Source organism: Paenibacillus gorillae (genome assembly GCF_000513275.1).
In the GTDB taxonomy this organism is placed as follows: Bacteria; Bacillota; Bacilli; order Paenibacillales; family Paenibacillaceae; genus Pristimantibacillus; species Pristimantibacillus gorillae.
Genome location: NZ_CBVJ010000012.1, coordinates 14,248 through 40,805, shown reverse-complemented (window position 1 = coordinate 40,805; position 26,558 = coordinate 14,248). Strand labels below are relative to the sequence as shown.

Sequence of the window (26,558 nt, the reverse complement as noted above, 5' to 3'; positions counted from 1 at the left end):
GACCAGCATGCTCTCTCTTGTCACCCTTCAACGTGAAGTATGCAGCAGCCGGGATGCCGTATTTGTAACGCTCGTCAATTTATTCAAGAAGACGGCCGAGGATTCACCAATGCGCCCGAAGATTTGGGAGCTGGTAGAGTTTATCCGCAAGATCGAATCCAATACGAAAGCGCAAAAAACGCTGGAGCTCGTTCAGCAAATGAATGAGAAAGTTATTATTTTCACCGAATATAGAGCAACGCAAGAATATTTGCTGCAGTTTTTCCGCAACAACAATATGGTTGCCGTTCCTTACCGGGGCGGGATGAATCGCGGCAAGAAGGACTGGATGATGGACCTGTTCCGCGGGCGCGCACAGGTGCTAATCGCGACGGAAGCCGGGGGCGAGGGCATTAACCTGCAGTTCTGCCACCATATGATCAACTTCGATCTGCCGTGGAATCCGATGCGGGTGGAGCAGCGGATCGGGCGCGTTCACCGTCTCGGACAGACCGAGGATGTCCATATCTACAATCTATGCACAGTCGGCACCATTGAGGAGCATATCGTCAACTTGCTTCATGAGAAAATCAATCTGTTTGAGCTTGTCATTGGCGAGCTGGATCATATATTGGAACGGTTTGAGAAAGGAGAAGGCTCGCTGGAACAGCAGCTCGCCCGGGTGCTGCTCCAGTCCGGCGGCAGCAATGCCGATCTCAGCAAGCAGATCAATGAGCTCGGCAGCTCTATTGTGAAGCTGCGCAATGAAACGGCCGATCCGGCTGCAATTCTGACGCAAATGACAGGATTAGGCCAGAAGGTGGAGGTGGAGATTCGTCCATGAATGAGAAGCAAGTGCATAAATTCGTCCACCGGTACTTGGAAGCGACAGACTGCTCCATATTGGAAAAGTCTCCAGCGCACTTTACCGTTAAGCTGTCTCCGGCCGCAGACCGGGAACTGACCAATCGCCCCTATTACTGGGGCTTCGTTGACCGCACCGGAACTCCGCCCGAGACGATGACCTTTCTATTCGTCACCGATAAGCATAAATATGAAGCACTCACTGCAGCCCCCTCGGCTTCAGCGCCTGCATTAACGCCGCAGGAAGCGGCGGCCAATGCTGCATTGAGCCGGTCGATGGGGTTTGTACCAGGCAACTTGACGAACGGCACCCGAACGCCTCGGGAGGATCTGTATTTCGGTTCCCGCAGGCTGGAGCAATTGTTCACCGCGGCCAAAAGCTATGGCAGCTACGTCAATTTGTTTCAGGAGCCGGAGAAAAAGGCGAGCACTCCTTTCTCATCAACCCCCTATACCGCTTGGCTTGGAGTGAATATGCGCGTCGAGTTTGCTAGCGACATGAAACGCGAGGAAATTCACAGCTATGGGGTATCTCTTGCGACAGGAAGCATCGTCGAACAGTTCCATGACCAGTTGCAGACGCTGCGCTTAACGCCAAGATTGCCGGCAAATGTCCATGTGGCGAAAAACGGTTTGTCGCTGACGAAGGCACTATCGGTGGTGGAGCAGGCACTGGAGCGTAAGCTGAAAAATTACGATTACAGCTGGGCGGCGGCAGCAACAGAGAGGCTTCAGGAAGAGCTCGATCGGATTGACGGTTATTATGAGCCCTTGATCAAGCACGCTACAGATGAAACAAAGCCTGCTATCCAAGAGCAATATAACCAAAGAAGACAAGAAACGAAGTGGCAATTCGAGCCGAGGGTGACGGCATCCGCCATAAATTGCGGCATCTTCCATCTGGAAGGCATCGATTAGCGGAATCAGACGGAATCCGCATCCATCCGTCAAAAATAGAACGTGACGAATCGCCGCAAGGGCGACAATAACCAACAGCCTTCCCAGGCTTGTCCGCATACAATAGGAAAGCAGATTCTATTAAATAAAGCAGGCTGCATATGCAGTCTGCTTTAATGAAGAGGTGAGTATAGATGCGCAAGCACAATTGGCTGAAAAAAATAATTACTTCTGCCTTAGCGATCGGGCTGCTTTTATCTCCCGTCACCGTACGTACTGTTCATGGAATAGCGGAGCCAGCCGAGCAAAGCAGCACCTTCGAAATATCTTTCCTGCTGTCAGGCTGGATAACCGAAATGGCCAAGCAGCCGGATTTCCGCTCATGGAAGCAAGCCAAATTCGAATTAATGCCTTTAGGTCCGGGAACACATAACTGGCTGGCCCTTATTAAAGGAACGAACGGCAAAACAGCCGGCTATGTCGTCGTGCAAGCTGTCGAGCAAGGCGGCTATACAATAGGCGAGTACGGCTTGGGACAATACTTATATAATGAACAAACGCTGCAGCAATCTTTGCGGCAGCTCTCCCTTATCCATCCTTCTGCAAATCAGCAGCTATATGTGCATCCCTTGCTTGCCGTCTGGAAAACAAGCGATGATAAACGAACCATCTACAGCGACGCGATGAGCGGCGAAGGACTTCCACTTGATGCGCGCAAATGGGAAACCGCAAGCACGAAGGAAGCAAAGCTTGCCGCAGCTCTTCCCGTCATCGATTTAACGCAGAAAGAAGTCAATTTGCGGACAGTCGTGTCCAATCCCTCGTTCGATCCATACAGTAAATTGCCTTGGCTCACTGATGCCGCACCGCTTCAAGCGAGCAATAAAGATGTGTCGAAGCTTCTTTATGCCATTAAAGCGAAAAACAAGTACAATACGTTGCTGAACGTTATGGCGGCGATATGCTGTATGCCTGGTCCGTTACCGGTTACCATGATTGGAATAACGGCATCGTCTATGCCGCACTCGAGACGGACGAGCTGGGCGAAAGCCGCCGATATATTCCAGTTCAGCTGCTTGCTGAACTTGGACGCTTTTACCGCTGACGCTCTGCTCGTCCTCTCCACCATAATAATACGCTCATTGCACCAACGCCAAACCAACGCGTCATCCAGTGCTCCCTTTGCGCTCTGGCTGACGCTTTTGTCTGTTTGCGCTCGGCACGGGGCGTCTCCATATAGTGCACAACCTGTTCCGTTACGTATTTGATCAAATCATTGCCGCTTGCCATACCTATCACCTCATTTATTTGTTAATACAAGTTTGCCCGCTGCCCTTCGTTAATAAACGTGTATGAGTTTTCCTCCAATAAGCCACGATAAGGATGTTGCATTTGGTCCCAGAGTAACGGAGGAGGAACGATTTTGTTGAAAATGCTGCAGCTTGCCGCTGCCTTACTTATGCTGCTTCCCATCAATTTTGCAGATGCAGCTCCGGATCCCGACGCTGCCGATGAACCGCAATCCGAGAATGACAGCGGCTGGACGATGCCCTCCGCTAACGTGTTAATTGATGCAGGACACGGCGGCATCGACGGCGGGGCTTCTGCAGATTCGGTGCTTGAAAAGGATATTAATCTGGCTGTCGCTCAAAAGCTGTATTTGCTGCTGAACAGCCAAGGCATTTCCGCTGTATTGAATCGAACTGGTGATTACGCCCTCAGCGATGATAACCGCTGGCATATCACCCGCTCCAGGCATCGCCGTGACCTGTCTCAACGCAGGCAGCTGACAGAGGAAATTGATACGCAGCTGCTTGTCAGCCTGCATGTCAATGCAACGAAAAACCGTTCCAAGAGCGGACCGATAGTTCTCCATCAGGAAAGCGGAGAGAGCGCTTTGCTTGCTTTTTGCATCCAGGATGCGCTTAACCGCCAGCAAGAGACGACCTTCTATCCGCGTGAAGGCAAGCCTTTCTATCTGCTCCGCCGGGTGGACCAGCCAGCCGTCATTGTCGAGATGGGCTTCATAAGCAATGACGGGGATCGGGCGATGCTAACCGACCCTCGCCAGCAGCTTCAAATTGCGAATGCTATAGCATCAGGAATTCGGCAATATAAATGGATCACCCGGTGAGGGAGACAGCATGTCGGCAGCTTTTACGAACTGAATATGCTCATTGGATTGCATAACGGGTATGGACTGCCGCAGCACTGCGGCGGTCTTTTTGCCTGGAACGCCCACATGGCCGATAACGACACAATTATCATGCTGCTCCAAAAATTTGCGGACAATCCCAATCTGCTTAGAAATGTGCGCTTCCGTATAAACGTCGTCAAGGAAAACATCATTGGATACGAGCGGAACGCTCAGCTCTTGTGTTACCTTCGGCACAACGGTCTTAAACGTAGTCCGGCTGTCTAGAAAAAACAGTCCCCGCTCCTTGCATACCTGAAGCACAACACGCATAACCCGTTCGTCCGCCGTCACTTTGGATCCCATATGATTGTTCATGCCGATCGCATGCGGCACTTCGTTAATGGCGTCCTCCACCCGCTTGCGTATTTCCTCATCGCTCATATCTGTCGTAATTGCGCCTGGTCCTAGCCAGGATTTCAACCCTTTATTGGGCTCCATCGGCATATGGACAATCACATCATGCCCAAGCCGGTGCGCTTCCTCGGCATCCTGCTTTGTCGTTGGCATAAACGGCATGACCGCCACTGTGAACTTAATCGGCAGATTAAGCATCTCTTCCGTACCGTTCATATTATTGCCGAAGTCATCGATGACGATGGCTACTTGCCGGACTTGTCCTTCGGATTGCACCGGCTGATCCGGTGCAGCTTCTGCCCCTTCCGCTCCCGCCAATCCTATACGGCTCCCTGCTGATAAGCTTAAAGCGATGGCTCCAGCTGCAAGCAGCAAGCAAGCGTTTTTTTATTTTCGCATTCAAATTCCAAACCCCCTTATCTTGTTTACGCTTCTTTCATTGTTTGTCCATTCGTGGGAAAATATGCTGAATATTTGAACTTTGGCGAATAGCTTGACTTCGCTTTAGGACGCATGCTACCATTAGGAACGTAATCCCAATGACATGCGGTCATGGCGGAATTGGCAGACGCGCTAGATTCAGGTTCTAGTGGTGTAACAACCGTGGAGGTTCGAGTCCTCTTGACCGCACCATACCTTATAACTAACAGGCTCGTGAAATCGCTCTTGCAGCGATTCGCGGGCCTTTTTTTGTTGTTCTAATAAGCCGTAATACATTTGTAATACTTTGCTTAGAGAATCGTAAGCAGTTTGGCTTACGATTCTTTTGCAGCACAAATTTATATGGAGTGTGATCATGATGATGATGATGATGATGTAAGGAGCATTCAGCCGAGATGATCAGCCCTTTTATGGTATGATCGATTTTATAGATCTTTATTGAACGTTAGGGGTTGGGCGGATTGAATGAGCGCATACTGGTCGCTGATGACGATATGAATATTACGGATGTATGCCGCAGATATCTGGAACGGGAAGGCTATTTCGTCATGACCGCCAGAGACGGCTTAGAAGCACTGGAGCTATGGTCGAGCCATCGGCCGGATCTTATCGTGCTCGATCTCATGATGCCCCGCAAAGACGGCTGGCAAGTGTGTACGGAAATCCGTCAAACCGAGGATATACCGATCATCATGCTGACCGCACGCGGAGAAGAGCAGGATCGGCTGATGGGGCTGACATTAGGCGCAGATGATTATTTGACGAAGCCTTTCAGTCCAAGGGAGCTTGTTCTTCGCGTAAGGAATATATTGCGCAGGGTTCGGTATATACAGCCTGCCCCCAGCGCTGCTTCCGAACATATGATTAAATACGAAGATATAACGATTCACGTGGGCAAACGCAAAGTTGAAGTATGCGGGCAGACGATTGACTTGACGGTTACAGAGTTCGAGATGCTGTACTTATTGGCGAGCCATCCCGATCAAGTCTTTTCTCGGAATCAAATTCTGAGCAAGCTGTGGGATTTCAGCTATGAGGGAGATACGACCACAGTGACCGTGCATATTCGCAGATTGAGAGAAAAAATCGAGCCGAATCCTTCAGAACCTAAATATATCAAAACGGTCTGGGGCATTGGTTATAAGTTTGCGGGTGAAGCCAAACCATGAAATTAAGAACCAATTTATTGCTGGCCAACCTTACTGGCATTGGCGTTTTATTAATCATTTTGTTTGTCAGCTACTCCAAAATGCTGCTTACGATCGAACAGCTATACTGGCTGACTAGCGTTACGGCTGGCACAGGCCTCCTCTCTTTCATTCTGCAGCATTTGCTGACACGGCCTTTGGAGAAGTCGATTGCGCGAATCACCCAGCAGACCAAAAAAATAGCCGAAGGCGATTTCCATACAGAAGTCCCGTCAATTGGGCCGCTGGAATATAAGATCTTGGCACAACAATTCAACGAGATGAGTCAAAAGTTAAAGGAAAGCTTTGATAATCTGTACAGCTCCGAAGCTGCGCGGCGGGAATTAATTGCGAATGTCTCCCATGATTTGCGGACGCCCCTGGCATCCATTCAATCATTCGTCGAAGCGCTGGAAGACGACGTGATTAACGATAAGGAAACCTTCCAGCGTTATTTGCATACCATTCGGCTGGAAACGAGACGGCTGGGCGGCCTCATTCAGGACTTGTTCGAGCTCTCCAGTATGGAAGCCCAGGGGGAAATATTCGACCCGCAGCCTTATCATACGGATGAATTGCTGATCAGCACCTTGGAAAGCTTTTCTCTGCATTTGAAGGAAAAGCAGCTTAAGATTGAGATCGAAATGCCGGATAGACTGCCTGCCGCCAATATGGTGCCCGCTCAAATCAAGCGGGTTCTGTCCAATCTGCTGCAAAATGCCATTCAATATTCCCCTATCGGGGGAAAAATCATTTTATCAGCCGCCGAACAGGACGATTCCTTCTTGAGGATCTCCGTTATAGATGAAGGCGAAGGAATAGATGAAGCGGAGCTTTCCCGCATCTTTGAACGGTTTTACCGGGTGGATAAATCTCGAAGTAAAAGCAGCGGAGGCGCTGGGCTTGGACTGGCAATCGCTAAATCGATCGTCCAGCTCCATGGCGGCGAAATTGGCGTGCGCAGTACCACAGGATCGGGAAGCTGTTTCTGGTTTACGCTGCCGGTCTTTACCAGTCGCAAGTCCTCCTCTGATCAGCTCCACTCTTCATCCGTGAATACCAAGCTATAAGATCAGGTGGTGATTGAATTGGCAGGCGAGCAATTATTTCTCTTCGGCGTATTTGCCGCAGGGCTGTTATCGTTTTTTGCGCCATGTATTTTGCCGTTACTTCCCGTATATGTTGCCTACCTGTCGGGAACTGGTGCGAGCAGTGCAAATCCAGGGACAGCTGATTCCCGTTCTTTCCGGCTTCGGCCAGCACTAATTATACGGACATTGTTGTTTGTTCTTGGGTTGTCTACAGTTTTCATCTTCCTCGGTTTTGGCTTCGGAACGATCGGTACCGTAATCACGAACTCACGTTTCATTGCTGTCTGCGGAGCCATTGTCATCCTGTTCGGTATATACCAGACGGGGTGGATTAAGCTTTCTTGGCTAGAACGGGAAAAGAAGATTTCCAGCGACCGCATCAACAGTAAAGGCTATATAGGCGCTTTTCTGCTAGGGCTGACCTTCAGCTTTGGATGGACACCGTGCATCGGTCCGGTGCTGGCCGCTATTCTCAGTATCGCAGCCGGCGAAGGCTCACCAGCTTATGGAGGTTTTCTGATGCTGATCTACACGCTGGGGCTGGCGATTCCTTTTCTGCTGATGTCTATATTTTCAGATTTTATTCTCACAAGGATCAGACGGTTGTATAAATTTATGGGGATGATTAAGGTTGTATCCGGCTTCATTCTCATTCTGATGGGGATTTTGCTCATGACCGATCAGCTCAATACGATCGTCGTATGGTTTCAGTAAACGACTGGGGGTATGAAGCATGAAGTTCTCAAAGCAATGGATCAAGTTTATGCTGCTGGCTGGTGTTCTTCTAACCGTTCTATCCGCCTGCGGCGCCAAGGAAACCGTGCAAAGTTCCGCTGCAAGCACTGTGAAAAACAATGAAGTGATGAATAAGGGAACGGCTGCTCCCTCCTTCTCCTTAAGCGATTTGAACGGCAATGAAATCCAGCTTGCAGATTTCAAGGGCCAGAAGGTTTACGTGAAATACTGGGCTTCCTGGTGCTCAATCTGTCTGGCAGGACTAGAGGATTTGAATACGCTAGCCGGTCAAGATCATGATTTCCGCGTGATTACAATCGTTACGCCAAATTATAAAGGTGAGAAATCCGCGAAGGATTTTACAGAATGGTTCACTAAGCAGCCTTATTCCAATATCACAGTGTTGTTTGACGAGAACGGAGTATGGGCGAAGCAATTTGGTTTAAGAGGTTATCCGAGCTCCTATTATATCGGCTCAGACGGCATTCTGGCCAAATCATCTCCTGGTCACGCCTCTAATGAGTTGATTATGGAGTCATTCAAGGAAATAAGGTGAGGAGGATGCTTATGAGAAACGTTACGTTAGGCGTACTTCTGGCTGCTATAATTTTGGTGCTGTCCGCTTGCGGGTCCATCAGTGCCGAGCAAGCCCGGCAGAATGCCAAGGCGGCGGCAGCGACGGTCCGGCCCGACATACCCGAATCCGAGCTGCGCGACTTATACTTGGCTGGCGGCTGCTTCTGGGGTGTGGAGGCCTATATGTCCCGCATTAACGGCGTTTATGACGTAACCTCAGGTTACGCGAACGGCGAGGGCGAGAACCCGACGTATCAAGATGTAATCCGGGGAGATCGCGGTTTTGCTGAAACTGTTCATGTCAAATACGATCCGAAGCAAGTTACCCTGCAGAAGCTGCTTGCCGATTACTTCCGGGTAATCGACCCTACCAGCAAGAATAAGCAAGGGAATGACCAAGGTGTTCAGTACCGGACAGGGATATACTATACCCATGCCGAGGATGCAGAAATCATTCAACAAGCTGTAACTGGGGAGCAAGAAAAGTACAGCAAGCCGATTGTTACTGAAGTATTGCCTTTGCAGAACTATTACTTGGCCGAGGAGTACCATCAAGATTATTTGGAGAAAAATCCGAACGGATATTGCCACATCGATCTAAGCATTCTTGATGATCAGGAAATTGTGATCGATCCCTCGCTGTATCCGAAACCTAGTGATGAAGAATTGAAGCAGAAGTTAACGAAAGACCAATATGCGGTCGCTGTTAACAATGATACGGAGCACGCTTTCTCCAACGAGTACTGGGATAATGAGGAACCCGGTATTTATGTTGATATCGCCACCGGAGAGCCTCTATTCTCCAGTCGCGATAAATATGATTCCGGTTGCGGTTGGCCGAGCTTCACGAAGCCAATCATACCGGAGGTCGTTACCTACAAAGACGATACAAGCTTCGGGATGGTTCGAACCGAAGTGCGGAGCCGGGCGGGCGACATTCATCTCGGCCATGTGTTCGACGACGGTCCCCAAGATCGCGGAGGAAAACGCTATTGCATCAATAGTGCGTCAATTTTATTCATTCCGGTTGCGCAGATGGATAAGGAGCACTACGGTTACTTGATGTCTGCGGTGGAATAAATGAAACTGGCTGGCAGCATGTATTACAACTAACAGGTCCGTGAACTCGCTCTTGCAGCGATTCACGGACCTGTTTTATTACGATAAGGCACAAAACCTGGTCGATCGCCTGCCGGTATATCAACCTTGCAGCCTCTTTATAGCGTGTGTTGGTTGTGTCCCACCATTTACTTCATCTCCGATAACCAGCGGGAAATGCTGCGGAGTTCTTCTTCCGAGATGCGTTTCTCAAACTTCGGCATCCCCTTGCGTCCATTTGCTACAATATCAAAGATTTCTTCCTCCGTTAATCGGCTGCCGACATTCTGAAGACTTGGGCCTGCCCTGCCTTGGAGGTCAACACCGTGACAGGATATACATTTTTTCTTGTAGATCAATTGCTCGGCATTATCGGTATTGCTCTGTTCTTCCTTGCTGCTGGTTTTCGTCTCATTAGCATCGCTTGCGATTGGCGCTCCACAAGCCGACAAAAGCAGTAGTACAGCTGCGAAAAGACATGTTACGAAGACACTTTTCAATCTGATCACCCTTTGATCCCCTTTCCCTTTCCCTTTCCCTTCCAGTTCAACAGCAATCATAACAAAAGAACCGCAAATTCAAATGACCCGTTATAGCTATGCAGGGGCCAGAATTTTGAGCGTTTGATGACAAAGCTTAGCTCGCGATACCTCGGAATAATAATGCCCCGGCTCGCTGCGCGGTTTGGTTCCATGGTTACTGACATGCCGGTTCTGGAGCTGGTCAATATAAGCAAAACGTTCGGCACGAAGACGGTCGTCCACAGCACTAATTTCTCTATTCAAAAGGGCGAGGTCGTTTCTATTATCGGGCCCAGCGGAGCCGGAAAAAGCTCTCTCCTGCGCATGATTAATTTGCTGGAGGTTCCTTCTTCCGGTGAAATTCTCATCGACAGCCAGCCTGTAGCATATAAGCTCAATCGGGCCAGTCACCTTACCTTTTTATCCAAGTTTAAGCTCAGCAAGGTAAGAAGCAAAGTCGGGATGGTTTTCCAGCATTTCAATCTGTGGGAGCATAAAACCGTACTCGACAATATTATCGAAGGACCCGTTAACGTCAACAAAAAATCAAAACGGGAAGCGATCCGGCATGCAGAGGAGCTGCTTGCACGCGTTGGCCTGCTGGAGAAGAAAAATGACTATCCCGGTATGTTGTCCGGCGGACAGCAGCAGCGGGTCGCAATTACCCGGGCACTGGCAATGGAGCCAAGTGTACTGCTCTTTGATGAACCGACTTCATCTTTAGACCCTGAGCTGGTAGGCGAAGTCCTGCAAATGATGACTCAGCTTGCTGAAGAAGGAATGACTATGATTGTCGTAACACATGAAATGCGTTTTGCCCGTCAGGTGTCTGACCGGGTGCTGTATATGGAAGAAGGCCGCATCGTCGCGGAAGGAACATCGGAGGAAATTTTCGAATCGAAGGATAACGCCAGACTAGCCCGTTTTTTCAGCAGTCTGCACGGTTAACAGGGGACAGCTTGCGGGCGGGATGGCGGTATACCAAAGTTCAACCGTCCGCCCCGCCCTCTTCCGAGCAACAAGCAGTCTTAAGCTAATATTCAATCCATTATGACTCGTTGCGAGGATGTATTCTGGTAGTAACGTGCAAGCTCTATGATCATCGCGCCCATTCGTTCGTTCTCAGGCGCTACAATCCGCTCAATCCCTTCCTCTTTCAAGGCTTCCGCCGTTACCCGGCCGACCGCGACTGCAATAACCCCATGATGAAAGCTTTCCTTGATCTCGGAGTAGAGATTGTTAGTTTTCGCAAATTGAAAAAAATAACGCACCTGCACAGCCGTTGTAAAACAAACGGCATCTACAATACCTTCAACTATCTCTTGGCTAAGCTGATGCGATACATTATGATCGGGAGCTACGTGGCGGTATGGCAAAATAGTCTGCACATCAGCGCCTTGTCTTTCAAAGAAAGCAACTAATTCCGGCATCAGTTCGCCATGAAGCTGAATCGCAATGTGTTGGCCTGAAAACGACTGCCCTTGCAGCGCTCGAATTAATCCTTGCGTCGTTCCGTCTTCGTCCACAACGAGTGTCTGAATGCCTTGCTGCTTCAGCAAGCTAAACGTTTTATAGCCTCTGGCGCCAACTTTGGCATGCCGCAGCATATCCAGCATCCGATCTCGAACCCCAATTTTCTCAGCCTGCTCCAGCAGAGCGCTGAATCCTGTTCCTGTCGTGAAGATTGCCCAATCCGTGCCTTTGTCGACCAATTGAAGCAGTTCCTGTTCCACTTCCAGCTCTTTTAGCACCAGCAAGCCCTGCTGCGGACGAACAAAAGCTTCGCCGCCCTGCCGCTCTATAATTTCGCTAAGCTCCTGCAATTTACGGGAGCCTGCGATGACAACCCGTTTGCCTTCCAGACCTCTAGCCACAATGTTTCCCCCAACCGGCTCCAGATTTTTTCCCGCTATACGTATCTGACATGTTCCGGACTCCCTCGCGAATTCCGACTTAATCACTATAATAACAAAAACGGCAGGAAAACGAACCCTCAAAAATCAGTGAATTTCTAGTTTAACAAAAAATCCGCTGATCTCCTCGTTATTGATGAAAATCCAGCCCTGAAGCAACCGACTTGACTTCGCCTGCTCGGATGACAAAATCGCCAAAATGCTCGCCTGATAAACGCTCTTTGGCATAGCGGTTAAGCAATGGCTTCAAATGCTCCAAGATCGCTTCTTCATTTAAATTTTCCGCATATAGTCTGCTCATTCTTTGCCCGATGAAATCGGCACCGAGATATAAATTGTATCTTCCCGGCGATTTGCCAATCAAGGCAATCTCTCCGAGCACCGGTCTCGCGCAGCCATTCGGGCACCCCGTTATCCGGATAACGATTTCATCGTTCCGAAGCCCCGCTTCATCTAATAAGTATTCGATCTTATCGAGCAGCGAAGGCAAGTAGCGTTCCGCTTCAGCCATAGCCAAACCGCATGTAGGAAATGACACGCAAGACATCGCATTTCGGCGGAGTGCAGATTGCTGCTTCCCGTCACTTAATCCGTACTGCTCCACTAGAGCAGCAATTTTACTTTTGTCCCGGCTGGATACATCGGCAATAATTAAATTCTGATTCGCTGTTAATCGGAAATCTCCCTTATGAATACGGGCAATCTCCCGCAAGCCGCTCATCAGCTTATAACCCGGATCATCTTTAATCCGTCCGCTCATAATAAACAGCGTCAAGTGCCACATTCCGTTGCTTCCTTTAACCCAGCCGTATCGGTCTCCATGATGCTCGAAGTGATAGGGACGCGACTCTTCCAGAGTCCAGCCCATTCGTTCATGCAATGTGGAGACAAACCAGTCTAAGCCGTAACGATCAATTGTATATTTGAATCTTGCATTTTTACGAACGGAACGATTCCCGTAATCACGCTGGATCAGTACCGTTTTCTCAGCAACATCAATTACCTGCTCCGGCTTACAGAAACCGATGACCTTTGCCAATTGGGGATAGGTTTCCTTATCACCGTGCGTCATACCCATCCCACCGCCTACCGCCACATTAAACCCCTTTAGCTCTCCATCTTGTACAATGGCGATAAACCCCAGATCCTGCGAGAAAACATCAATATCGTTCGAAGGGGGAACGGCTACGCCAATTTTGAATTTACGCGGCAAATAAGCAGGGCCATAAATAGGCTCTACCAGCTTTCCTTGCAGGCTGTCCGTTACTTTCTTATCATCGATCCATATTTCGTGATAGGCAGGCGTGCGCGGCAGCAAATGCTCGCTAAGCGCCCGGGCCCAGCCATATACCTCCATGTGGATATCGGACTGATTCGGATTCGGGTTGCACATGACATTACGGACCACGTCGCCGCAGGCTGCCTTGGTCGTCATCAGCATATCATTGACGGTTTTTATTGTTTGCTGCAAATTCCATTTCACAATACCGTGAAGCTGGAAAGATTGCCGCGTCGTTAATCTAATCGTTTGATTGCCATACAATTGCGCAAGGTTGTCCAGCGCCAAATATTGCTGAGGGGAAGCGACTCCGCCAGGAGCCAGTACGCGGAGCATAAACTGATAGGAGGGCTCCAGCTTTTTCTTCTGGCGTTCATTGCGCTCGTCCCGGTCATCCTGCATGTAGCTGCCATGAAATTTCAACAGCCGATTATCCTGCTCCGAGATTGATCCCGTAATCCGGTCCCGCAGACCGTCATAAATCGTACCGCGTAAATATTCGCTTTCCCGCTTCATGTGCTCTACTTCACTTGGCGGTCCTGCCGGCGGTTTGACGGCGGGCGGCAAATCAGGCACCTTCAAAGTTGCTCCGTACATCGATCGTACTTCATCCGCTTGCTTATTATCCATACTTAGCGCCACCTTTCACCCAATTGTTCCAGCTTGCTTACTATTATAAAAGTAAATAAATAAAGAAAAACCATCCAAACCGACAGAAATACTCGCCATCCATTCTTCTCCCATGGTCTGACCACGAAAATGAACGAAGAACAGCCCGCCTCTTCATTTAGAAGAAACGGGCTATTCCCCATGCTTTATAAATCAGTTAGTAAGCTGTTGACTTAAAACCCATAGACGTTCGGCCGACTTAGGGTCCACTGCATAAGCCATAACCCCGTCCATGCGTGCTGCCGACCGCATGCTGGAACCCTCTCCAGCCTCGTCCATAAGAGTTGCTACCTCACAGTTTTCGCAATAGACGCCTCCCAGCCCGCTCAGCATAGGAGTTGTCGCGCACCAGACGATTGTCGCCGCTCCCTGCTCAAGCGTCTTCAATTGTCTTTCCGGATCAAGAATCGGCGTTCCATCCTCGTTAAGGATACCTCCAGCAACTAATTCCTCACGGGTAAGATGTTTCTCAAGCCCTGTGCCTACAATACTTCCAGGATGGAGCGAGAAAGCGCGGATACCTTCTCCCCTGCCGCGCCGATCCAATTCGAGCGCAAACAAAATATTAGCAGTCTTGGATTGGCCATACGCTGCCCATCGGTCATATGCACGATGTTCAAAGTTAGGATCATCGAATACGACCGGCGAATAGCGATGCCCCTTGGATGACACCGATACGACACGGGCACCGCGGGCTTGACAGAGCGCGGGCCAAAGCTTCGTCGTAAGTTGAAAATGCCCCAAATGATTGGTGGCAAACTGTGATTCATAGCCCCGAGCGTCGCGGGAAAGCGGGCTAGCCATAATGCCCGCACTATTCACGAGCATGTGAAGCGGACGCCCAGAGGCCAAGAACATATCGCCGAATGCATCGATTGATGCCGGATCAAGCAAGTTCATCGGCGCAATTTCGACCCTGGCTAGACCCTCCAGAGCAGAAGCCGCCCTCTCCGGATCGCGGGTCGGCACAATAACCGTTGCTCCCGCTCCATGCAGCGTGCGTACCGTTTCCAAGCCAAGACCCGAATAACCTCCCGTTACAATTGCAACTTTGCCGTTAAGGTCAATGCCGGCTATGACCTCGGTTGTCGTCGAAGAGGCTCCAAAGCCCGAGCCGATTGGTTTTTGATTCGTTAACATAACATACCCTCCTTAAAATGATTTGACCCGTTGTCTCCTCTATTTTTGAACGGCTACGTCCCCATCCGTCCTTATATCGCCATCCATGCTTGCTTCATTATCATACAGATGAACAAGAAGCGCTTGACCATTTCTGCTTAAAACTTGCCTAAATCTGCAATCAATACCTGTTCTCGTTATATTGAGACATGGTAAGCTAACGATTATAATTTTATTATGACGATGTTCAGCAATAGGGAGGATAATGATGTTCACAAATGATGAAACTGCCGATGGCACTGCTGAAGAGAACACTTCGCTTCATATAGATAATAAAGATATATTGGAACAAATCATCACTATGACAAAGAGAATCGCAACCGTGGACGGAAGGCATCAGACTGCCATTTCGTTTCTTACGCTTGCCAGAAGCTCACAACAGACGCCGCCTATTCCAGTAGTTCTAAAGCCAGCATTTTGCCTTATTTTGCAGGGTACCAAAAAAATTCATGCTGGCTCGCATATCATTTATGCTCGGCCAGGCGACTTTCTAACTTCCTTAATAGATTTTCCTGCATCCGCCGAAGTGAATGGCGCAGTTGAACCTTATATCGGATTAAGGGTTGATTTCACGCCAGAGGAAATCGCTTCCGTCATTACGGAAGCCAATATTAAAGTAAACGTTCAGCATAATAAATTGAATGTCGGCGCTTTTATCGGAAAATCCGATGCAGAGCTATTAGGTCTGTTCATCCGCTTGCTTAAGCTCATCGATAAGCCTAGGGAGGAAATTCTGTTTCTGTCCAAGCTGATCAAACGCGAAATGATCTATAAGCTGCTTGCAGGGAATTATGGTCATTTGTTTTTCCAGCAAGTATTTTTCGATCAGCAAGCTGAAGGGGTCGGCCGCGCTATCGCTTGGATTAAAGAAAACTACTCGCGCTCTTTTACCGCACAAGAGCTTGCGCAAGCAAACAATATGAGCGTCTCGGGATTACAGCATAAATTTAAAGCCGTTACGACAATGGGGCCGTTGCAATATCAGAAGCAGCTCCGGCTGCAAGAGGCTCGCCGTCTCATGCTGAGCGGCGCGATGGATGCTACGAATGCCGCATTGGAAGTCGGTTATGAAAGCACTTCGCAATTCAACCGGGAATACCGGCGTCTCTTTGGCCTGCCGCCTCTGCAGGATATCAAATCACTTCAAAAAAGCTCAGCGGCGGATGTATTGAAGAGCGTGCTGCTCACTCCTTCTCTCTAAAGGCAATCCAATTATCGAGAAAAAAACGAGACGAGGACCGTCCTGTCGGACAAATCCTCGTCTCATCTACTGGTATACCTCTACATTTTATTCGCCAGATCCGTCGTAACCTGCTCCAAAGTTAAAGCAGCAAGCTTATTCTCCAGCGCCAGCTGTGCTTGCGAGAATACATTTTCCAGCGACGACTGGATGTTCCTCCCTACGGAGCAATCGGGATTTGGCTTGTCATGGATTGCGAACAGCTCTTCTTGCCCTCCGCTCTGCACCGCACGATAAACGTCCAACAGTGTAATTTGATCTGCCGGCCGGGAAAGCGAAGCACCTGCAACGCCCGGGCTCGTCAGCACGAGTCCCGCTTTGCTCAGCATCCCCGTTATACGCCGGATGACGACGGCATTGGTATTCACACTGCCTGCAATATATTCCGAAGTTAAGCGCGTATCCTTCATAAGCTCCAGTAACGATAGTATATGGACAGCAACGGCAAACCGGTTATTGTTCATCCCGCACGCCTCCTTGCTTGTAAGTCGCAGCTATTCATGTGACGATTATAGTTACAACTGTTTTCATTGTCAATGCAGGAAGACTGCCTTCCATCCTGCTGCCTGCTCGGCGATGCATCTCATTCCAACAGTATGATTGAATGCATTTTGACTTTTTTCTTGACTTCGCCCTGCCAAAAATGATATTATACCTTTTGTTGACACAACATATGCGGTCGTGGCGGAATTGGCAGACGCGCTAGATTCAGGTTCTAGTGGTGTAACAGCCGTGGAGGTTCGAGTCCTCTCGACCGCACCAAATCATCAATGACAGGTATCTATCTGCTTTATAGCAGACGGATACCTTTTTTTGTTACAGTAAAAAAAGCCGAATGCAAAGTTCAATGAACACTGAGCTTGCTTCGGCCTATTATCTTATATTCATTTTCTTAAAATAGTAATCATTAGTTCATCCAAGTCATCAGCTTGCGTAATTGCGTCCCTACGGTTTCCAAAGAATGCTGGGCTTCATTACGGCGTATCGCAGTTAATGTAGCTTGCCCGGATTGGTTTTCTAACATAAATTCCTTAGCAAACCTCCCTTGCTGAATGTCAGCTAAAACTTCCCGCATAGCTCTTTTTGTGCGATCTGTTACAATTTTTGGCCCCGTAATATAATCGCCATATTCAGCCGTATTACTGACCGAATCCCTCATAGTGGCAAGGCCGCCTTCGTACATAAGGTCCACTATCAATTTCAATTCATGCATACATTCAAAGTAAGCCATTTCTGGAGAATAACCCGCTTCTGTTAACGTTTCGAAGCCCGCCTTGACAAGTGCGCTTACCCCGCCGCAAATGACTGCTTGTTCACCAAACAGATCTGTTTCCGTCTCTTCTCGAAATGATGTTTCAAGCACACCCGCGCGAGTACAGCCGATGCCCTTTCCGTAAGCTAATCCGATCGCAAACGCATTCCCTGACGCATTTTGATGAACGGCAATGAGACCCGGCACTCCAAAGCCATCCGTGTACAATCGTCTAACCATATGCCCTGGGGATTTAGGGGCAATTAATAATACATCGCTGTCAACCGGTGCTTTTATTTGTCCAAAATGAATACTAAAACCATGTGAAAACATGAGAGCAGCGCCTGATTTTAAGTTCGGTTTTATTTCAGCTTCATAGACAGTCGATTGCAGTTCATCCGGCAGCAAAATTTGTACAACATCTGCACGGCTTACAGCATCCGATACAGAGAAAACTTCAAATCCGTCTTTGACTGCTGCATCAAATGATTTGCCCTTTCTCTGACCAATAATGACATAGAGACCACTGTCACGCAGGTTTTGCGCTTGGGCATGGCCCTGGCTTCCATAGCCCAGTACAGCAATTGTTTTGCCCTGAAGAATGTTCATATTGATTTCTGTATCTTTTTCATGATAAATATTAGTGCTCATTAACGTAATCCTCCTTGAGTTTTTCTTCGGTTATATTACTTGACGGCAATAGCCATGTACGATTATTGCGACGTTCTACATCTAGCGGAGCGTCAAAAAAATCAGATAACAGCTCCGTATTCAGGAGATCCAGTGTATCTCCGGCTCTGAATATTTTACCTTCTTTAATTAGCAAGGTTTTTTTGAATACTGGCATAATTTCCTCGACATGATGGGTTACAAACAACAGGGTAGGTGCATCTGGTTGCTTTGTTATGTTATCAACCATATTCAGCAGCAGCTCACGGGCAAATACATCAAGTCCCGTACAAGGCTCATCCAAAATAAGCAATTTGGGGGACGCCATCAAGGCTCTAGCGATAAGAACACGTTGACGCTCTCCTTGCGAGAATGTGTCATATCTCCGATTCGTTAACTTCTCACAACCAAGCAGCTGGAGTAAAGAATAGGCCTTCGTCAAGTCTTCCTGCAAAAAATCATCGTACAGCCCGATGGTTGCAAACTTACCGCTTAACACGATGTTCAAAGCTGTCTCACTTCCATACAAACGTTGTTGAAGAGAAGAACTAACCCAGCCTATCGACTTGCGAAGCTCTCTTAGATCAAATTCTCCGAATGTATGACCCAGTACCGATAATTGACCCCTGGTAGGCCAAATGTAGCCGTTAATCATATTGAGCAAAGTCGTTTTCCCAGACCCGTTCAACCCGACAATACACCAATGCTCTCCTGATTCAACTTGCCAGCTTACATCATGCAAAATTGTGGAGTCATCTCGAATCCAAGTCACATTTCTAACATCAATAATCTTCAATGGTAATTCTCCTTTCTGTACTTTTTTTGTTTCCAATAACTAAACTCAGTACAACGACAAACAAACCAATTATAGATAATCCAATAAAGGAGATTGGATAACTACCCGTAATATTATGAATCCAACCTGTAAAAATTGGACCAATCCCAGATAAGATATAGCCGCCGAACTGCACCATGGAAGTCCAAGAACTTGCATCTTCCGCATTGTCTGTTTCATCGAGCGGGAGAAGCAAAGCCAGGTAAAATAACCCGCCGGAACTAAATCCTAATAATACAGCCGCAATCCAAGGCACATTCATTCCATTCATAAAGCTAAGCATTAGTAGCCCTGACAAAAGGATAATCGAATTAAAGAGCATCCAAAAAAGACGATTTGGGAATTTAGCTGCAAACAAGGGAAGGATTATAGAAGCTCCCATTTGTACGAGTGTGAAGACAGTGACCACGGTGCCGGCAAGCGCCTCAGAAAAATGATTCAGCCGCGAAATTGGAGCTATCCATACCGTGATGGAATAGTTCAGACAACCTTGTAGACCAAAGAAAATCATCACCAGCAATGCTCGTTTGTTCCGCCATGGAAACGGCTTTCTATTTGGTTTGGAAGTCAGTTTGCTCTGAATTCCACCTTTTGTTGCAAAGATCCACAACATGATAGAGATGAGCGCCAATATCAGCCAGAAAGCAAGAGCTGCAGGCCATCCGATATGAAGCTGATTTTTTAAAGGAATCGTGAGTCCTGCACCTAAAGAAGCCCCTAGTCCAATACCCGCTGAGTAAATTCCAATCATCAAATGAGCATGACTGGGAAAATGCTGTTTAATATATCCAGATAACGATGGTCCGATGATTGCCAGTCCAATACCAATCAAACCAGCAGTCATTAGAAATAGTGCTGTATTTTCAGCAAAAAATCGCAGGCCTGTAGCTGCACCTATGAGTACTAAACAGTAAGTCACTGTTCGCTCCAGTCCGAATCGTTGAATGAACCTGGTAGTTAAAGGAGCAAATATGCCCATGCAAATAACAGGAATTGCTGTTAAAAGGCTAACTGTCGTACTGCTTAGCGAGAGATCGCTCTGAATCGTTTCGAGCAGAGCAGCAATCGAAGTTATGGCAGGTCTCAGATTCATAGACACAAACAGTATTGCGATAATCATGAAGCCAACATGTTTCTTTTTCATTAAAGCACCTACTTATTTCAAAATTTTATATCGTACTGATTAGATAGCCCGAAATGATAACAAAATACTAATACATCAGACGTCTGATGTCAAATCAATTATCGAGAGAAATATTCAAGAAGATGTATCGCCCTTTTCATAATTCCCCGTCTAAATGCGGCTGTTTGATAAAAAAATACATATGATGTATTATGTATTTTGTACGGAAAGATATAGACACATAAATATCAACTAACTGATTAACATGATGTCTTAGGAGGATCTTAATGAGTAATAACGAGGGGTTCAAAGCTGTTCCTAAACGCAAGCTTGTTGATGAAATACTGGAACAACTACAAAATAGCATCTTCTCCGGACAGTTCAAGCCAGGGGATAAATTACCGACAGAGATCGAGCTTATGGAACAGTTTTCAGTTGGCCGTTCTACGGTCAGGGAAGCCGTAAAAATTCTAGTTCATGCAGGTGTCCTTCAAGTTAGACATGGTGATGGAACATATATTAAGTCTGTTGAACTACCCGAAAGCTACTTGAAAACGGCAAAAAAATATAGGGAGCAGCATATTTACGAGGTTAGAAAAATGCTGGACTTGCAAATTTGTGAAATAGCCGTTGCTAATCGAACAGAAAAAGATCTGGAAAATATGCAAGCATATCTGGATCAACGCAAAAAAGCGCTTGATTCCGGTAATTATGCAGATTACGTTGAAGCAGATCTTCATTTTCATTTTGCGATTGCCCAATCCACTCAGAATGAGCTTCTAGTTGATTTATACCGTGATTTTTGCACGATACTCAAAGAGTACTTGAGTCATTTAATCGTCCAGGATGTCCGTCAATATGATGACAGCACTCCCATACATGAGCAATTGCTTCAAGCGATTAAAGATAGAAATACGGAAAGAGCGAAGCTGCTCATCTTAGAGAACTTAAAGGAAAGTTCAAGAAAAACCAACTGATATGAATATCCATTATGGGATTTCCCCCACTCAATGCCCTTACTATAAAAGAAAGCCAACGCTATGAGACCATAACGTTGGCTTTCTTGTCTGTACACTTATTCATTCAAATAAGTCTTCACCCGGTTTTGAATCAGTTTGCTCACTTCTTCAACCGACTTCTGTCCCATAAGATAAGGTGAAAATTCTTCAAAGACGATATTAAGCACTTTCTGATCGCTGAATTGTTTCTCTCCTCCATCTCCCTCCAATAAGGTTTTTAACGATTGAATTTGTTTCTTCACCGTCTCGGAATCGGGTATGGTAAAATTCACTTCCAGCTTGCCTTGCTCAAGCTCTTGCTCCGTATCAGCGAACTTCTCGTCAATCGCAGCTTTGTTCAAGGGTAAGCCCATCAAATCTGGTGAAGACTGCATTTCTTCAGAAAGCAGAAATTTAAGGAACTCCCATGCCTCCGGCTTGACCTTCGATTTGCTATTTAAGCCAAAGGTAGTGAAAGAGCCCATCTTCCAGCCTGAAGATTTACCGTTCATTGTCGGCTTCTGATAATACTGAAGCTTCGGATCCAGAACAGACAATAACGCATTTTTGGGGCTGCTCATACTTTTCATCGCAAACAATACTTTGTCTGTATCCGTATAGATTCCTTCGATTATTTTCTCGCTAAACATCGTTTTTATTTGCGTCAATGCATCTCTGAACGCATCGGAATCGAAATTCGGCTCTCCTTTATTCAGGAACTCGGAGCCATTTTCAGAAATATAATCGGCAATGATTTGACTAGGATTGACGAATGCCATATAGTCGGAGCCATTCTGTTCTTTCAATTTCTTAACGATGTCAGCAAATTGACTCCAGGTCCAATTGTTGTCATTCATACTAATGTTGGCTTTCTTCAGCAGCTCCGTGTTGCCCTGAATCGCATCTATCGAAAAAGAAAGCGGCATCGCATAAAGACCGTCACCCACTTGAGAGGATTTCAAAACGTTCTCGTAATACTTCCCTTTATCAAAAGATGAATCTTTCTCCATTAGCTCATACAGATTGACTAGTACATTCTTCTCCACAAATTTATCTTCAGGCAAAATTCCCATTGTCATCAAATCCGCTCCTTTACCTGAAAGAGCTTGTGTCGTTAAGGTTTGAATATATTTCTCGATATCGGCCAGCGATACGGCTACTCTTGGCCCTCCATCAGGATTAGCCATATGGGATTTAATTTCAATCCGAACATCATCATGAAGCGCTTCAAATGCCAGGGCTGCTTTCTCCAGGAAGGGGTCAGCACTCATCACCGCCACAACAACGGTCTTCTTCTCACCTGGCGACGGGGCGCCGGAGTTCACTGAAGCATCCGTATTGCTGCAAGCCGTTAACATTAATAATGCGGCCAGTACAAGCAAGGTCCATTTCTTATTCATTGCGATCATCCTTTTCAACGTATTCGAATTCGATTGCTTACAGGTCCTAACTATACAGACAAGCATCAAATAAGATTTGGAGGAGTTATAGAAAAAGTATGGAAAAAGTGTGGGATTGCACCGCAGCGGAGAGGCATTTGTTACAATGGATGATAAAGATCTGGTCCGGAGGCTGCACACATGAATGCATATAAAATTGCGATCGTGGACGACGATGCAAAAATACGGGAAATTGTGTCCGCTTATTTGAATAAAGAAGGGTATGAGACCTTCTCATTATCGACTGCTGAAGAAGCACTGGCTTTGTGGAAAAAAGACTCTCCCGATCTGTGGGTGCTCGATATTAATCTTCCGAAGATGAACGGCTACGACTTCTGCCGGCAAATCCGCAAGGAGACTGAGGTCCCGATTATTATGATCTCTGCGCGGGATGAAGAAGTTGACCGCATACTTGGCATAGAGCTGGGGAGTGATGATTATTTAACGAAGCCCTTCAGTCCCCGGGAATTGGTTGCGCGGGTCAACCGGCTTTTCTACCGGCTCCGTACCATGCATCCGCAACCAGTTGATCACAACCTCGTCCCTGCCCAGAGAATGCAGCTGGAGCTTCTTGATCTAAAGCTGGTTGTGGAAGAAAGACAGGTTTTCTGGCGCGGCAAAGAACTAAGTATGACCTTCAAAGAATTTACACTGCTTCGGACCTTGCTTGAACAACCGAATCGTGCCTTCTCTCGTGACGAGCTGTTGACGCTGGTCTGGGGTGCTGACTATTTCGGCAGTGACCGGGCAATTGACGATCTGGTAAAGCGGCTGCGCAGAAAGATTAATGAGCTCCCTATTGAGACAGTCTGGGGGCATGGCTATCGATTGCGGGTTCAAGGAGATGAAGAATAAGTATGAGATTGATTTATAGGCTGAATCTATCATTCGGAATTTTGCTGTTTGCTGTTCTAGCCATTACGGCTGTCCTTGTCTATCCGCTATTGTCTAATACGCTAATTCACAGCCAAAGAAAAGAAATGCAAGTAACAGGCAGACATTATTTGAATGCGCTTCAAGCTGTGCCAGGTCAAGCTGTCAGCACTGGGCAAATTGAGGCGTTATGGCTGCAGTCCTTTCATCATCTCTTTTACAGCCAATTAACTGCTGCGAAGACTATGGAATGGAAACATTTCTTAACTCCGCTTGATGTAAACGGCAACGGATTTTTACAGCAGCCTGATGGAATATATATCGCGGAATCCATATCGGATAATGTAGACCGGACTAGCCCCTATTCCACTACCATTATGATGACCACGCCACTCAGTACAATCAAATCGATGCAGTGGGCTTTGTTTAGCCGTATGCTACTGATTTTATCAGCAGGAGGCATTCTCGCTTTTATACTCAGCATTTTCATTACCAGAAAGCTTGTAACACCGCTGACTGACCTAAGAAGAGAATTAAAAAAAGTAGAGACACGCCGTTTTTCCGAGGTTGAGCTGGTCAAATCCAGCGGAGAGGTAGGCGAAGTGGCACAAAGTGTGTATCAACTGGCAAGCGAGCTTGAAAAATACCATCATGCGCAAAGACAGTTTTTTCAAAACGCTTCCCATGAATTGAAAACACCGCTGATGTCGATACAAGGTTATGCGGAGGGAATTCGGGATGGTATATTCACTGGCGAGCATGCGGATAAAGGCTTGGAAACGATTGCTGATGAATGTGAAAGATTGAAAAAAATTGTGACAGAGATGATTCTGCTCGCCAAACTGGAAAGTGAAGAGGGAATTTTCGAGGATTTTGATATTCCCGTACAAAAACTGATTGCCCAGACTGTGGAACGGATGAATCCGCTGCTACTGGACAAGGGTATTCAAATCCAAGTGTCCAGTATTCCGGATTGGGGACAACAGCCTCATATTAAAGTTGATCCGGAGAAATTGCTTCAGGCTTTGCTGAATATTGTCGGAAATGCTTCGCGTTATGCCAAAGAAACGATACGCATCAATGTGTCTGAAAATGATAATCGGGTCGCTATTGAAATCTGTGACGATGGCGAAGGTATTTCGGAAGCAATCCTCCCTCGCCTTTTCCAGCGATTCGTTAAAGGACAAGATGGACAAACCGGATTAGGGTTAGCCATTTCCCGGGCAATTGTCGAACGATGTCACGGTCAAATATCGGCTCATAACCGGAAAAATGGAGGGGCAGCCTTTGTATTAAGCTTCCCTGCCTCTCAAGTTAGCTGAGCCGCCTGCCTGCAAGAGATGAAGCCGCTGTGAACACCATCCTTCCATTGCTTCCTAAGCCTGTTTCTATTACAATTCAATGAAACTACTGATATTAATCGCTCTAGATAAGGAATGATGTAATGACTTTACTACTCCCGCAATCTGCTAAGGGTACCGGCGATAATCTCATCTTCCGTTTTATCAACATCGAACAATTGGGCTCACGCATGGAGGAAGCTCCCAGCTCCGCTTTCGCGGAATGCTATATTTTGCTGCTGGTTACTAAAGGCAGCTGTCTATTCTTTATAGACAAACAACTTTATACGCTAGAGCGAGATAGAGGCCTGCTTATTTCCCCTGGCATGCTTTTTGAATATGAACGGAACGGATCCGAGCTTCCTGAAGGCTACTATATTCAATTCGAAGCGTTATCCGAGCATGCACGCAATGAGGAAAACCGTATTTTCCAGCTGTCTGCCGATGTGTTTAACTGCGGCGTTGATCTTCCCAAGCCCTATTTTCCAGAGCTTCACCGTTTGGCCGTACTGCTATGGGATAGTCACACAAGTGCTAAGGAATTGCGCAGGCATAGTGATAGGATATCGTTTTATAAGCTGGTATATCTGCTTATGGACATCAATGAACCCGGGCAAGAGCAAGAAACAGATGCCCGTTATGCCATTCTGCGCACTATTCAAGAGATGGAGCGCCGCTACGCGGAGCCGCTAACCCGCGATGAATTAGCAGCAATCGCCTGCATGAGCCCTTGGCATTATTCGCATGTCTTCAAGACTATCACCGGACTTAGCCCGCACAGCTATTTGTCCAAAATCCGCATCCTTCAATCCAAAGCTTTGCTGCGCAACGGTATGAAAATAAGTGAGGCGGCCCGCCGGGTGGGATACGGCGACGATTCCCATTTTAGGCGAAAATTCAGAGAAGAGGTTGGCATGCCCCCCTCCATATTCGCTGCCAGCAAGCATGAGAGAATTGCAACCGTCAGTTATCATTACGCTGCTCACCTCATGGCACTTGATATCATTCCCTATGCTGCGCCTGTTGACCGTCAGAGAGAATACCACCGGAGCCGTTATCATGATTTAATTTCTGTACATTTGCTGCGGCGTAAAATCATGCCGGCCGACTTTTGGAGGCATAACATGCAAAGTCTGGCGGAGGCAAAGCCTGAAATGATACTGTGCGACGATATTATTCCGCCAGAAATTGACGAGCAGCTCCGCAAAATCGCACCTACCTTTGTTGTTCCATGGATGGGTAAGCCATGGCGGGATCAGTTCAGGCAGATTGCATCTATTGTCGGACAACAAAAGGCTGCTGAACGCTGGATCGACCATTATGAGAACAAAGCTAATGAAGCAAAAACGATCATTCAGCGCAGCATTGGTAACGAAACCGTTACGCTTCTGCACATGATGCTTGGTAAATTGATTATTTACGGCAGACGCAACGGCGGTGCTGTTCTATACGATGATCTTGGTCTTCGGCCTCCCTTCGATACGGTTGACATTCCGGTATTCCGCACGCTTTCTGCACTGGATGTTTCTCTTCTTCACGATACTGCCCATTTACTGTTGGTCGTCGATAAGGATGAGGAATCGCAGCAGGCTTGGGAACAACTGCAACAGGACACCGAGTGGACGACAATTCGAGCAGTTCAAAACGGACAGGTCTATCTTATAGAGGAAACGCCTTGGCTGGAGTATTCGCCTTATGCTCATGAGCTTGTTATTGAACAGGCTCAGCAGCTGCTGGGAACTAAATAGAGAAGACTAATCGCACAATTCGCCTGCTTAACGCCACACAATTCTCTCTATCAATCGCAAT

General features: G+C 47.3%; 27 protein-coding genes and 2 tRNA genes. 16 read left to right on the top strand and 13 right to left on the bottom strand.

The window, feature by feature from the left end; all coding sequences use genetic code 11:
- The first annotated feature begins 7 nt into the window (after positions 1–7).
- Positions 8–823, top strand: a complete 816-nt coding sequence (locus TY10_RS32405) for a DEAD/DEAH box helicase (RefSeq protein WP_420329368.1) — start codon at positions 8–10, stop codon at positions 821–823.
- Positions 820–1,761, top strand: a complete 942-nt coding sequence (locus tag TY10_RS00840) for a YqhG family protein (RefSeq protein WP_042159602.1) — start codon at positions 820–822, stop codon at positions 1,759–1,761. The genes TY10_RS32405 and TY10_RS00840 overlap by 4 nt, the downstream gene beginning before the upstream one ends.
- Positions 1,762–2,410: 649 nt before the next feature.
- On the opposite strand, the gene TY10_RS29535 is transcribed toward TY10_RS00840, so the two are convergent.
- From TY10_RS29535 to TY10_RS29530, 3 genes are read right to left on the bottom strand one after another with little or no spacing between them, the layout of a single operon-like run.
- A complete protein-coding gene (locus TY10_RS29535; protein WP_081735054.1) occupies positions 2,411–2,596 on the bottom strand; it encodes a hypothetical protein in 186 nt (61 codons plus the stop codon).
- Positions 2,597–2,644: 48 nt separating this feature from the next.
- Positions 2,645–2,869, bottom strand: a complete 225-nt coding sequence (locus TY10_RS30175) for a hypothetical protein (RefSeq protein WP_155985641.1) — start codon at positions 2,867–2,869, stop codon at positions 2,645–2,647.
- Positions 2,836–2,976 carry a YqzE family protein gene (locus TY10_RS29530; RefSeq protein WP_238327396.1) on the bottom strand — a complete coding sequence of 47 codons (141 nt, stop codon included), beginning with the start codon at positions 2,974–2,976 and terminating at the stop codon, positions 2,836–2,838. The genes TY10_RS30175 and TY10_RS29530 overlap by 34 nt, the downstream gene beginning before the upstream one ends.
- A gap of 196 nt (positions 2,977–3,172) precedes the next feature.
- Here TY10_RS29530 and TY10_RS00830 point away from each other — a divergent pair, with 196 nt between their 5' ends.
- Complete coding sequence (locus TY10_RS00830) at positions 3,173–3,874, top strand: N-acetylmuramoyl-L-alanine amidase family protein (RefSeq protein WP_155985643.1); 702 nt, start codon at positions 3,173–3,175, stop codon at positions 3,872–3,874.
- On the opposite strand, the gene TY10_RS00825 is transcribed toward TY10_RS00830, so the two are convergent.
- On the bottom strand, positions 3,839–4,609 hold the full coding sequence (locus tag TY10_RS00825) for a divergent polysaccharide deacetylase family protein (protein WP_063510413.1): 771 nt from the start codon (positions 4,607–4,609) through the stop codon (positions 3,839–3,841). The genes TY10_RS00830 and TY10_RS00825 overlap by 36 nt on opposite strands.
- A gap of 228 nt (positions 4,610–4,837) precedes the next feature.
- On the opposite strand from TY10_RS00825, the gene TY10_RS00820 reads away from it, so the two are divergent.
- The 6 genes from TY10_RS00820 to msrB all read left to right on the top strand — a co-directional run bounded on the left by TY10_RS00820 (position 4,838) and on the right by msrB (position 9,401).
- Positions 4,838–4,924, top strand: a tRNA-Leu gene (locus TY10_RS00820).
- A 269-nt stretch (positions 4,925–5,193) separates the two neighbouring features.
- On the top strand, positions 5,194–5,901 hold the full coding sequence (locus TY10_RS00815; protein WP_042159598.1) for a response regulator transcription factor: 708 nt from the start codon (positions 5,194–5,196) through the stop codon (positions 5,899–5,901).
- Positions 5,898–6,989: a sensor histidine kinase gene (locus TY10_RS00810; protein WP_042159596.1), complete on the top strand. Its 1,092-nt coding sequence runs from the start codon at positions 5,898–5,900 to the stop codon at positions 6,987–6,989. Before TY10_RS00815 ends, TY10_RS00810 begins: the two co-directional genes overlap by 4 nt.
- Positions 6,990–6,998: 9 nt before the next feature.
- Positions 6,999–7,724, top strand: a complete 726-nt coding sequence (locus TY10_RS00805) for a cytochrome c biogenesis CcdA family protein (protein WP_420329367.1) — start codon at positions 6,999–7,001, stop codon at positions 7,722–7,724.
- A gap of 19 nt (positions 7,725–7,743) precedes the next feature.
- Positions 7,744–8,301: a redoxin family protein gene (locus TY10_RS00800; RefSeq protein WP_042159592.1), complete on the top strand. Its 558-nt coding sequence runs from the start codon at positions 7,744–7,746 to the stop codon at positions 8,299–8,301.
- An 11-nt stretch (positions 8,302–8,312) separates the two neighbouring features.
- Positions 8,313–9,401, top strand: coding sequence for a peptide-methionine (R)-S-oxide reductase MsrB (gene msrB, locus TY10_RS00795; protein WP_042159590.1), 1,089 nt, complete (start codon positions 8,313–8,315; stop codon positions 9,399–9,401).
- 167 nt (positions 9,402–9,568) lie between these two features.
- Here msrB and TY10_RS00790 read toward each other — a convergent pair whose 3' ends face one another.
- Positions 9,569–9,928: a c-type cytochrome gene (locus tag TY10_RS00790; RefSeq protein WP_162160550.1), complete on the bottom strand. Its 360-nt coding sequence runs from the start codon at positions 9,926–9,928 to the stop codon at positions 9,569–9,571.
- Positions 9,929–10,111: 183 nt separating this feature from the next.
- Here TY10_RS00790 and TY10_RS00785 point away from each other — a divergent pair, with 183 nt between their 5' ends.
- Positions 10,112–10,888 (top strand): amino acid ABC transporter ATP-binding protein, encoded by a 777-nt coding sequence (locus tag TY10_RS00785; protein ID WP_042159588.1) that lies wholly within the window; start codon positions 10,112–10,114, stop codon positions 10,886–10,888.
- A gap of 92 nt (positions 10,889–10,980) precedes the next feature.
- Here TY10_RS00785 and TY10_RS00780 read toward each other — a convergent pair whose 3' ends face one another.
- The 3 genes from TY10_RS00780 to TY10_RS00770 all read right to left on the bottom strand — a co-directional run bounded on the left by TY10_RS00780 (position 10,981) and on the right by TY10_RS00770 (position 14,941).
- A complete protein-coding gene (locus tag TY10_RS00780; protein ID WP_042159586.1) occupies positions 10,981–11,814 on the bottom strand; it encodes a uroporphyrinogen-III synthase in 834 nt (277 codons plus the stop codon).
- Between the two features lie 169 nt (positions 11,815–11,983).
- Positions 11,984–13,729 carry an assimilatory sulfite reductase (NADPH) hemoprotein subunit gene (cysI, locus tag TY10_RS00775; RefSeq protein WP_042159704.1) on the bottom strand — a complete coding sequence of 582 codons (1,746 nt, stop codon included), beginning with the start codon at positions 13,727–13,729 and terminating at the stop codon, positions 11,984–11,986.
- A 225-nt stretch (positions 13,730–13,954) separates the two neighbouring features.
- Positions 13,955–14,941, bottom strand: coding sequence for an oxidoreductase (locus TY10_RS00770; protein ID WP_042159584.1), 987 nt, complete (start codon positions 14,939–14,941; stop codon positions 13,955–13,957).
- Between the two features lie 244 nt (positions 14,942–15,185).
- On the opposite strand from TY10_RS00770, the gene TY10_RS00765 reads away from it, so the two are divergent.
- Positions 15,186–16,181 (top strand): AraC family transcriptional regulator, encoded by a 996-nt coding sequence (locus TY10_RS00765; protein WP_238327390.1) that lies wholly within the window; start codon positions 15,186–15,188, stop codon positions 16,179–16,181.
- An 80-nt stretch (positions 16,182–16,261) separates the two neighbouring features.
- Here TY10_RS00765 and TY10_RS00760 read toward each other — a convergent pair whose 3' ends face one another.
- Positions 16,262–16,684 (bottom strand): Rrf2 family transcriptional regulator, encoded by a 423-nt coding sequence (locus TY10_RS00760; protein WP_042159580.1) that lies wholly within the window; start codon positions 16,682–16,684, stop codon positions 16,262–16,264.
- Positions 16,685–16,895: 211 nt separating this feature from the next.
- Between TY10_RS00760 and TY10_RS00755 the strand changes: the two genes are divergently transcribed.
- A tRNA-Leu gene (locus tag TY10_RS00755) sits at positions 16,896–16,982 on the top strand.
- A 145-nt stretch (positions 16,983–17,127) separates the two neighbouring features.
- Here the strand turns inward: TY10_RS00755 and ilvC are convergent.
- Genes ilvC through TY10_RS00740 form a run of 3 tightly spaced genes read right to left on the bottom strand, consistent with a single transcriptional unit; the run spans position 17,128 to position 20,120 of the window.
- Positions 17,128–18,123 (bottom strand): ketol-acid reductoisomerase, encoded by a 996-nt coding sequence (ilvC, locus tag TY10_RS00750; RefSeq protein ID WP_042159570.1) that lies wholly within the window; start codon positions 18,121–18,123, stop codon positions 17,128–17,130.
- The gene (locus tag TY10_RS00745; RefSeq protein ID WP_042159702.1) at positions 18,113–18,931 is read right to left on the bottom strand and encodes an ABC transporter ATP-binding protein; all 819 of its coding nucleotides are present in this window, start codon (positions 18,929–18,931) and stop codon (positions 18,113–18,115) included. The genes ilvC and TY10_RS00745 overlap by 11 nt, the downstream gene beginning before the upstream one ends.
- A complete protein-coding gene (locus TY10_RS00740) occupies positions 18,924–20,120 on the bottom strand; it encodes an MFS transporter (protein ID WP_042159569.1) in 1,197 nt (398 codons plus the stop codon). Before TY10_RS00740 ends, TY10_RS00745 begins: the two co-directional genes overlap by 8 nt.
- A gap of 266 nt (positions 20,121–20,386) precedes the next feature.
- Here TY10_RS00740 and TY10_RS00735 point away from each other — a divergent pair, with 266 nt between their 5' ends.
- Positions 20,387–21,076, top strand: coding sequence for a FadR/GntR family transcriptional regulator (locus TY10_RS00735; RefSeq protein WP_042159567.1), 690 nt, complete (start codon positions 20,387–20,389; stop codon positions 21,074–21,076).
- A gap of 98 nt (positions 21,077–21,174) precedes the next feature.
- Here the strand turns inward: TY10_RS00735 and TY10_RS00730 are convergent, their stop codons facing one another.
- A complete protein-coding gene (locus TY10_RS00730; RefSeq protein WP_042159565.1) occupies positions 21,175–22,497 on the bottom strand; it encodes an ABC transporter substrate-binding protein in 1,323 nt (440 codons plus the stop codon).
- Between the two features lie 180 nt (positions 22,498–22,677).
- Here TY10_RS00730 and TY10_RS00725 point away from each other — a divergent pair, with 180 nt between their 5' ends.
- From TY10_RS00725 to TY10_RS00715, 3 genes are all read left to right on the top strand, one after another.
- Entirely contained in the window at positions 22,678–23,391 is a 714-nt protein-coding gene (locus TY10_RS00725) for a response regulator transcription factor (protein WP_042159563.1), read from the top strand.
- Between the two features lie 2 nt (positions 23,392–23,393).
- Entirely contained in the window at positions 23,394–24,731 is a 1,338-nt protein-coding gene (locus tag TY10_RS00720; RefSeq protein ID WP_042159561.1) for a sensor histidine kinase, read from the top strand.
- 122 nt (positions 24,732–24,853) lie between these two features.
- Entirely contained in the window at positions 24,854–26,497 is a 1,644-nt protein-coding gene (locus tag TY10_RS00715; protein ID WP_042159559.1) for an ABC transporter substrate-binding protein, read from the top strand.
- Positions 26,498–26,558: the final 61 nt, after the last annotated feature.

What these genes read in the sequence shown, in the direction of transcription:
- TY10_RS32405 (WP_420329368.1), top strand. Translation starts at nt 8, where the DNA reads ATGCTCTCTCTTGTCACCCTTCAACGTGAAGTATGCAGCAGCCGGGAT.
- TY10_RS00840 (WP_042159602.1), top strand. Translation starts at nt 820, where the DNA reads ATGAATGAGAAGCAAGTGCATAAATTCGTCCACCGGTACTTGGAAGCG.
- TY10_RS30175 (WP_155985641.1), bottom strand. Translation starts at nt 2,869, where the DNA reads ATGGTGGAGAGGACGAGCAGAGCGTCAGCGGTAAAAGCGTCCAAGTTC.
- TY10_RS29530 (WP_238327396.1), bottom strand. Translation starts at nt 2,976, where the DNA reads ATGGAGACGCCCCGTGCCGAGCGCAAACAGACAAAAGCGTCAGCCAGA.
- TY10_RS00830 (WP_155985643.1), top strand. Translation starts at nt 3,173, where the DNA reads ATGCTGCAGCTTGCCGCTGCCTTACTTATGCTGCTTCCCATCAATTTT.
- TY10_RS00810 (WP_042159596.1), top strand. Translation starts at nt 5,898, where the DNA reads ATGAAATTAAGAACCAATTTATTGCTGGCCAACCTTACTGGCATTGGC.
- TY10_RS00800 (WP_042159592.1), top strand. Translation starts at nt 7,744, where the DNA reads ATGAAGTTCTCAAAGCAATGGATCAAGTTTATGCTGCTGGCTGGTGTT.
- msrB (WP_042159590.1), top strand. Translation starts at nt 8,313, where the DNA reads ATGAGAAACGTTACGTTAGGCGTACTTCTGGCTGCTATAATTTTGGTG.
- TY10_RS00785 (WP_042159588.1), top strand. Translation starts at nt 10,112, where the DNA reads ATGGTTACTGACATGCCGGTTCTGGAGCTGGTCAATATAAGCAAAACG.
- cysI (WP_042159704.1), bottom strand. Translation starts at nt 13,729, where the DNA reads ATGTACGGAGCAACTTTGAAGGTGCCTGATTTGCCGCCCGCCGTCAAA.
- TY10_RS00770 (WP_042159584.1), bottom strand. Translation starts at nt 14,941, where the DNA reads ATGTTAACGAATCAAAAACCAATCGGCTCGGGCTTTGGAGCCTCTTCG.
- TY10_RS00765 (WP_238327390.1), top strand. Translation starts at nt 15,186, where the DNA reads ATGATGTTCACAAATGATGAAACTGCCGATGGCACTGCTGAAGAGAAC.
- TY10_RS00760 (WP_042159580.1), bottom strand. Translation starts at nt 16,684, where the DNA reads ATGAACAATAACCGGTTTGCCGTTGCTGTCCATATACTATCGTTACTG.
- ilvC (WP_042159570.1), bottom strand. Translation starts at nt 18,123, where the DNA reads ATGAGCACTAATATTTATCATGAAAAAGATACAGAAATCAATATGAAC.
- TY10_RS00740 (WP_042159569.1), bottom strand. Translation starts at nt 20,120, where the DNA reads ATGAAAAAGAAACATGTTGGCTTCATGATTATCGCAATACTGTTTGTG.
- TY10_RS00735 (WP_042159567.1), top strand. Translation starts at nt 20,387, where the DNA reads ATGAGTAATAACGAGGGGTTCAAAGCTGTTCCTAAACGCAAGCTTGTT.
- TY10_RS00730 (WP_042159565.1), bottom strand. Translation starts at nt 22,497, where the DNA reads ATGAATAAGAAATGGACCTTGCTTGTACTGGCCGCATTATTAATGTTA.
- TY10_RS00725 (WP_042159563.1), top strand. Translation starts at nt 22,678, where the DNA reads ATGAATGCATATAAAATTGCGATCGTGGACGACGATGCAAAAATACGG.
- TY10_RS00720 (WP_042159561.1), top strand. Translation starts at nt 23,394, where the DNA reads ATGAGATTGATTTATAGGCTGAATCTATCATTCGGAATTTTGCTGTTT.
- TY10_RS00715 (WP_042159559.1), top strand. Translation starts at nt 24,854, where the DNA reads ATGACTTTACTACTCCCGCAATCTGCTAAGGGTACCGGCGATAATCTC.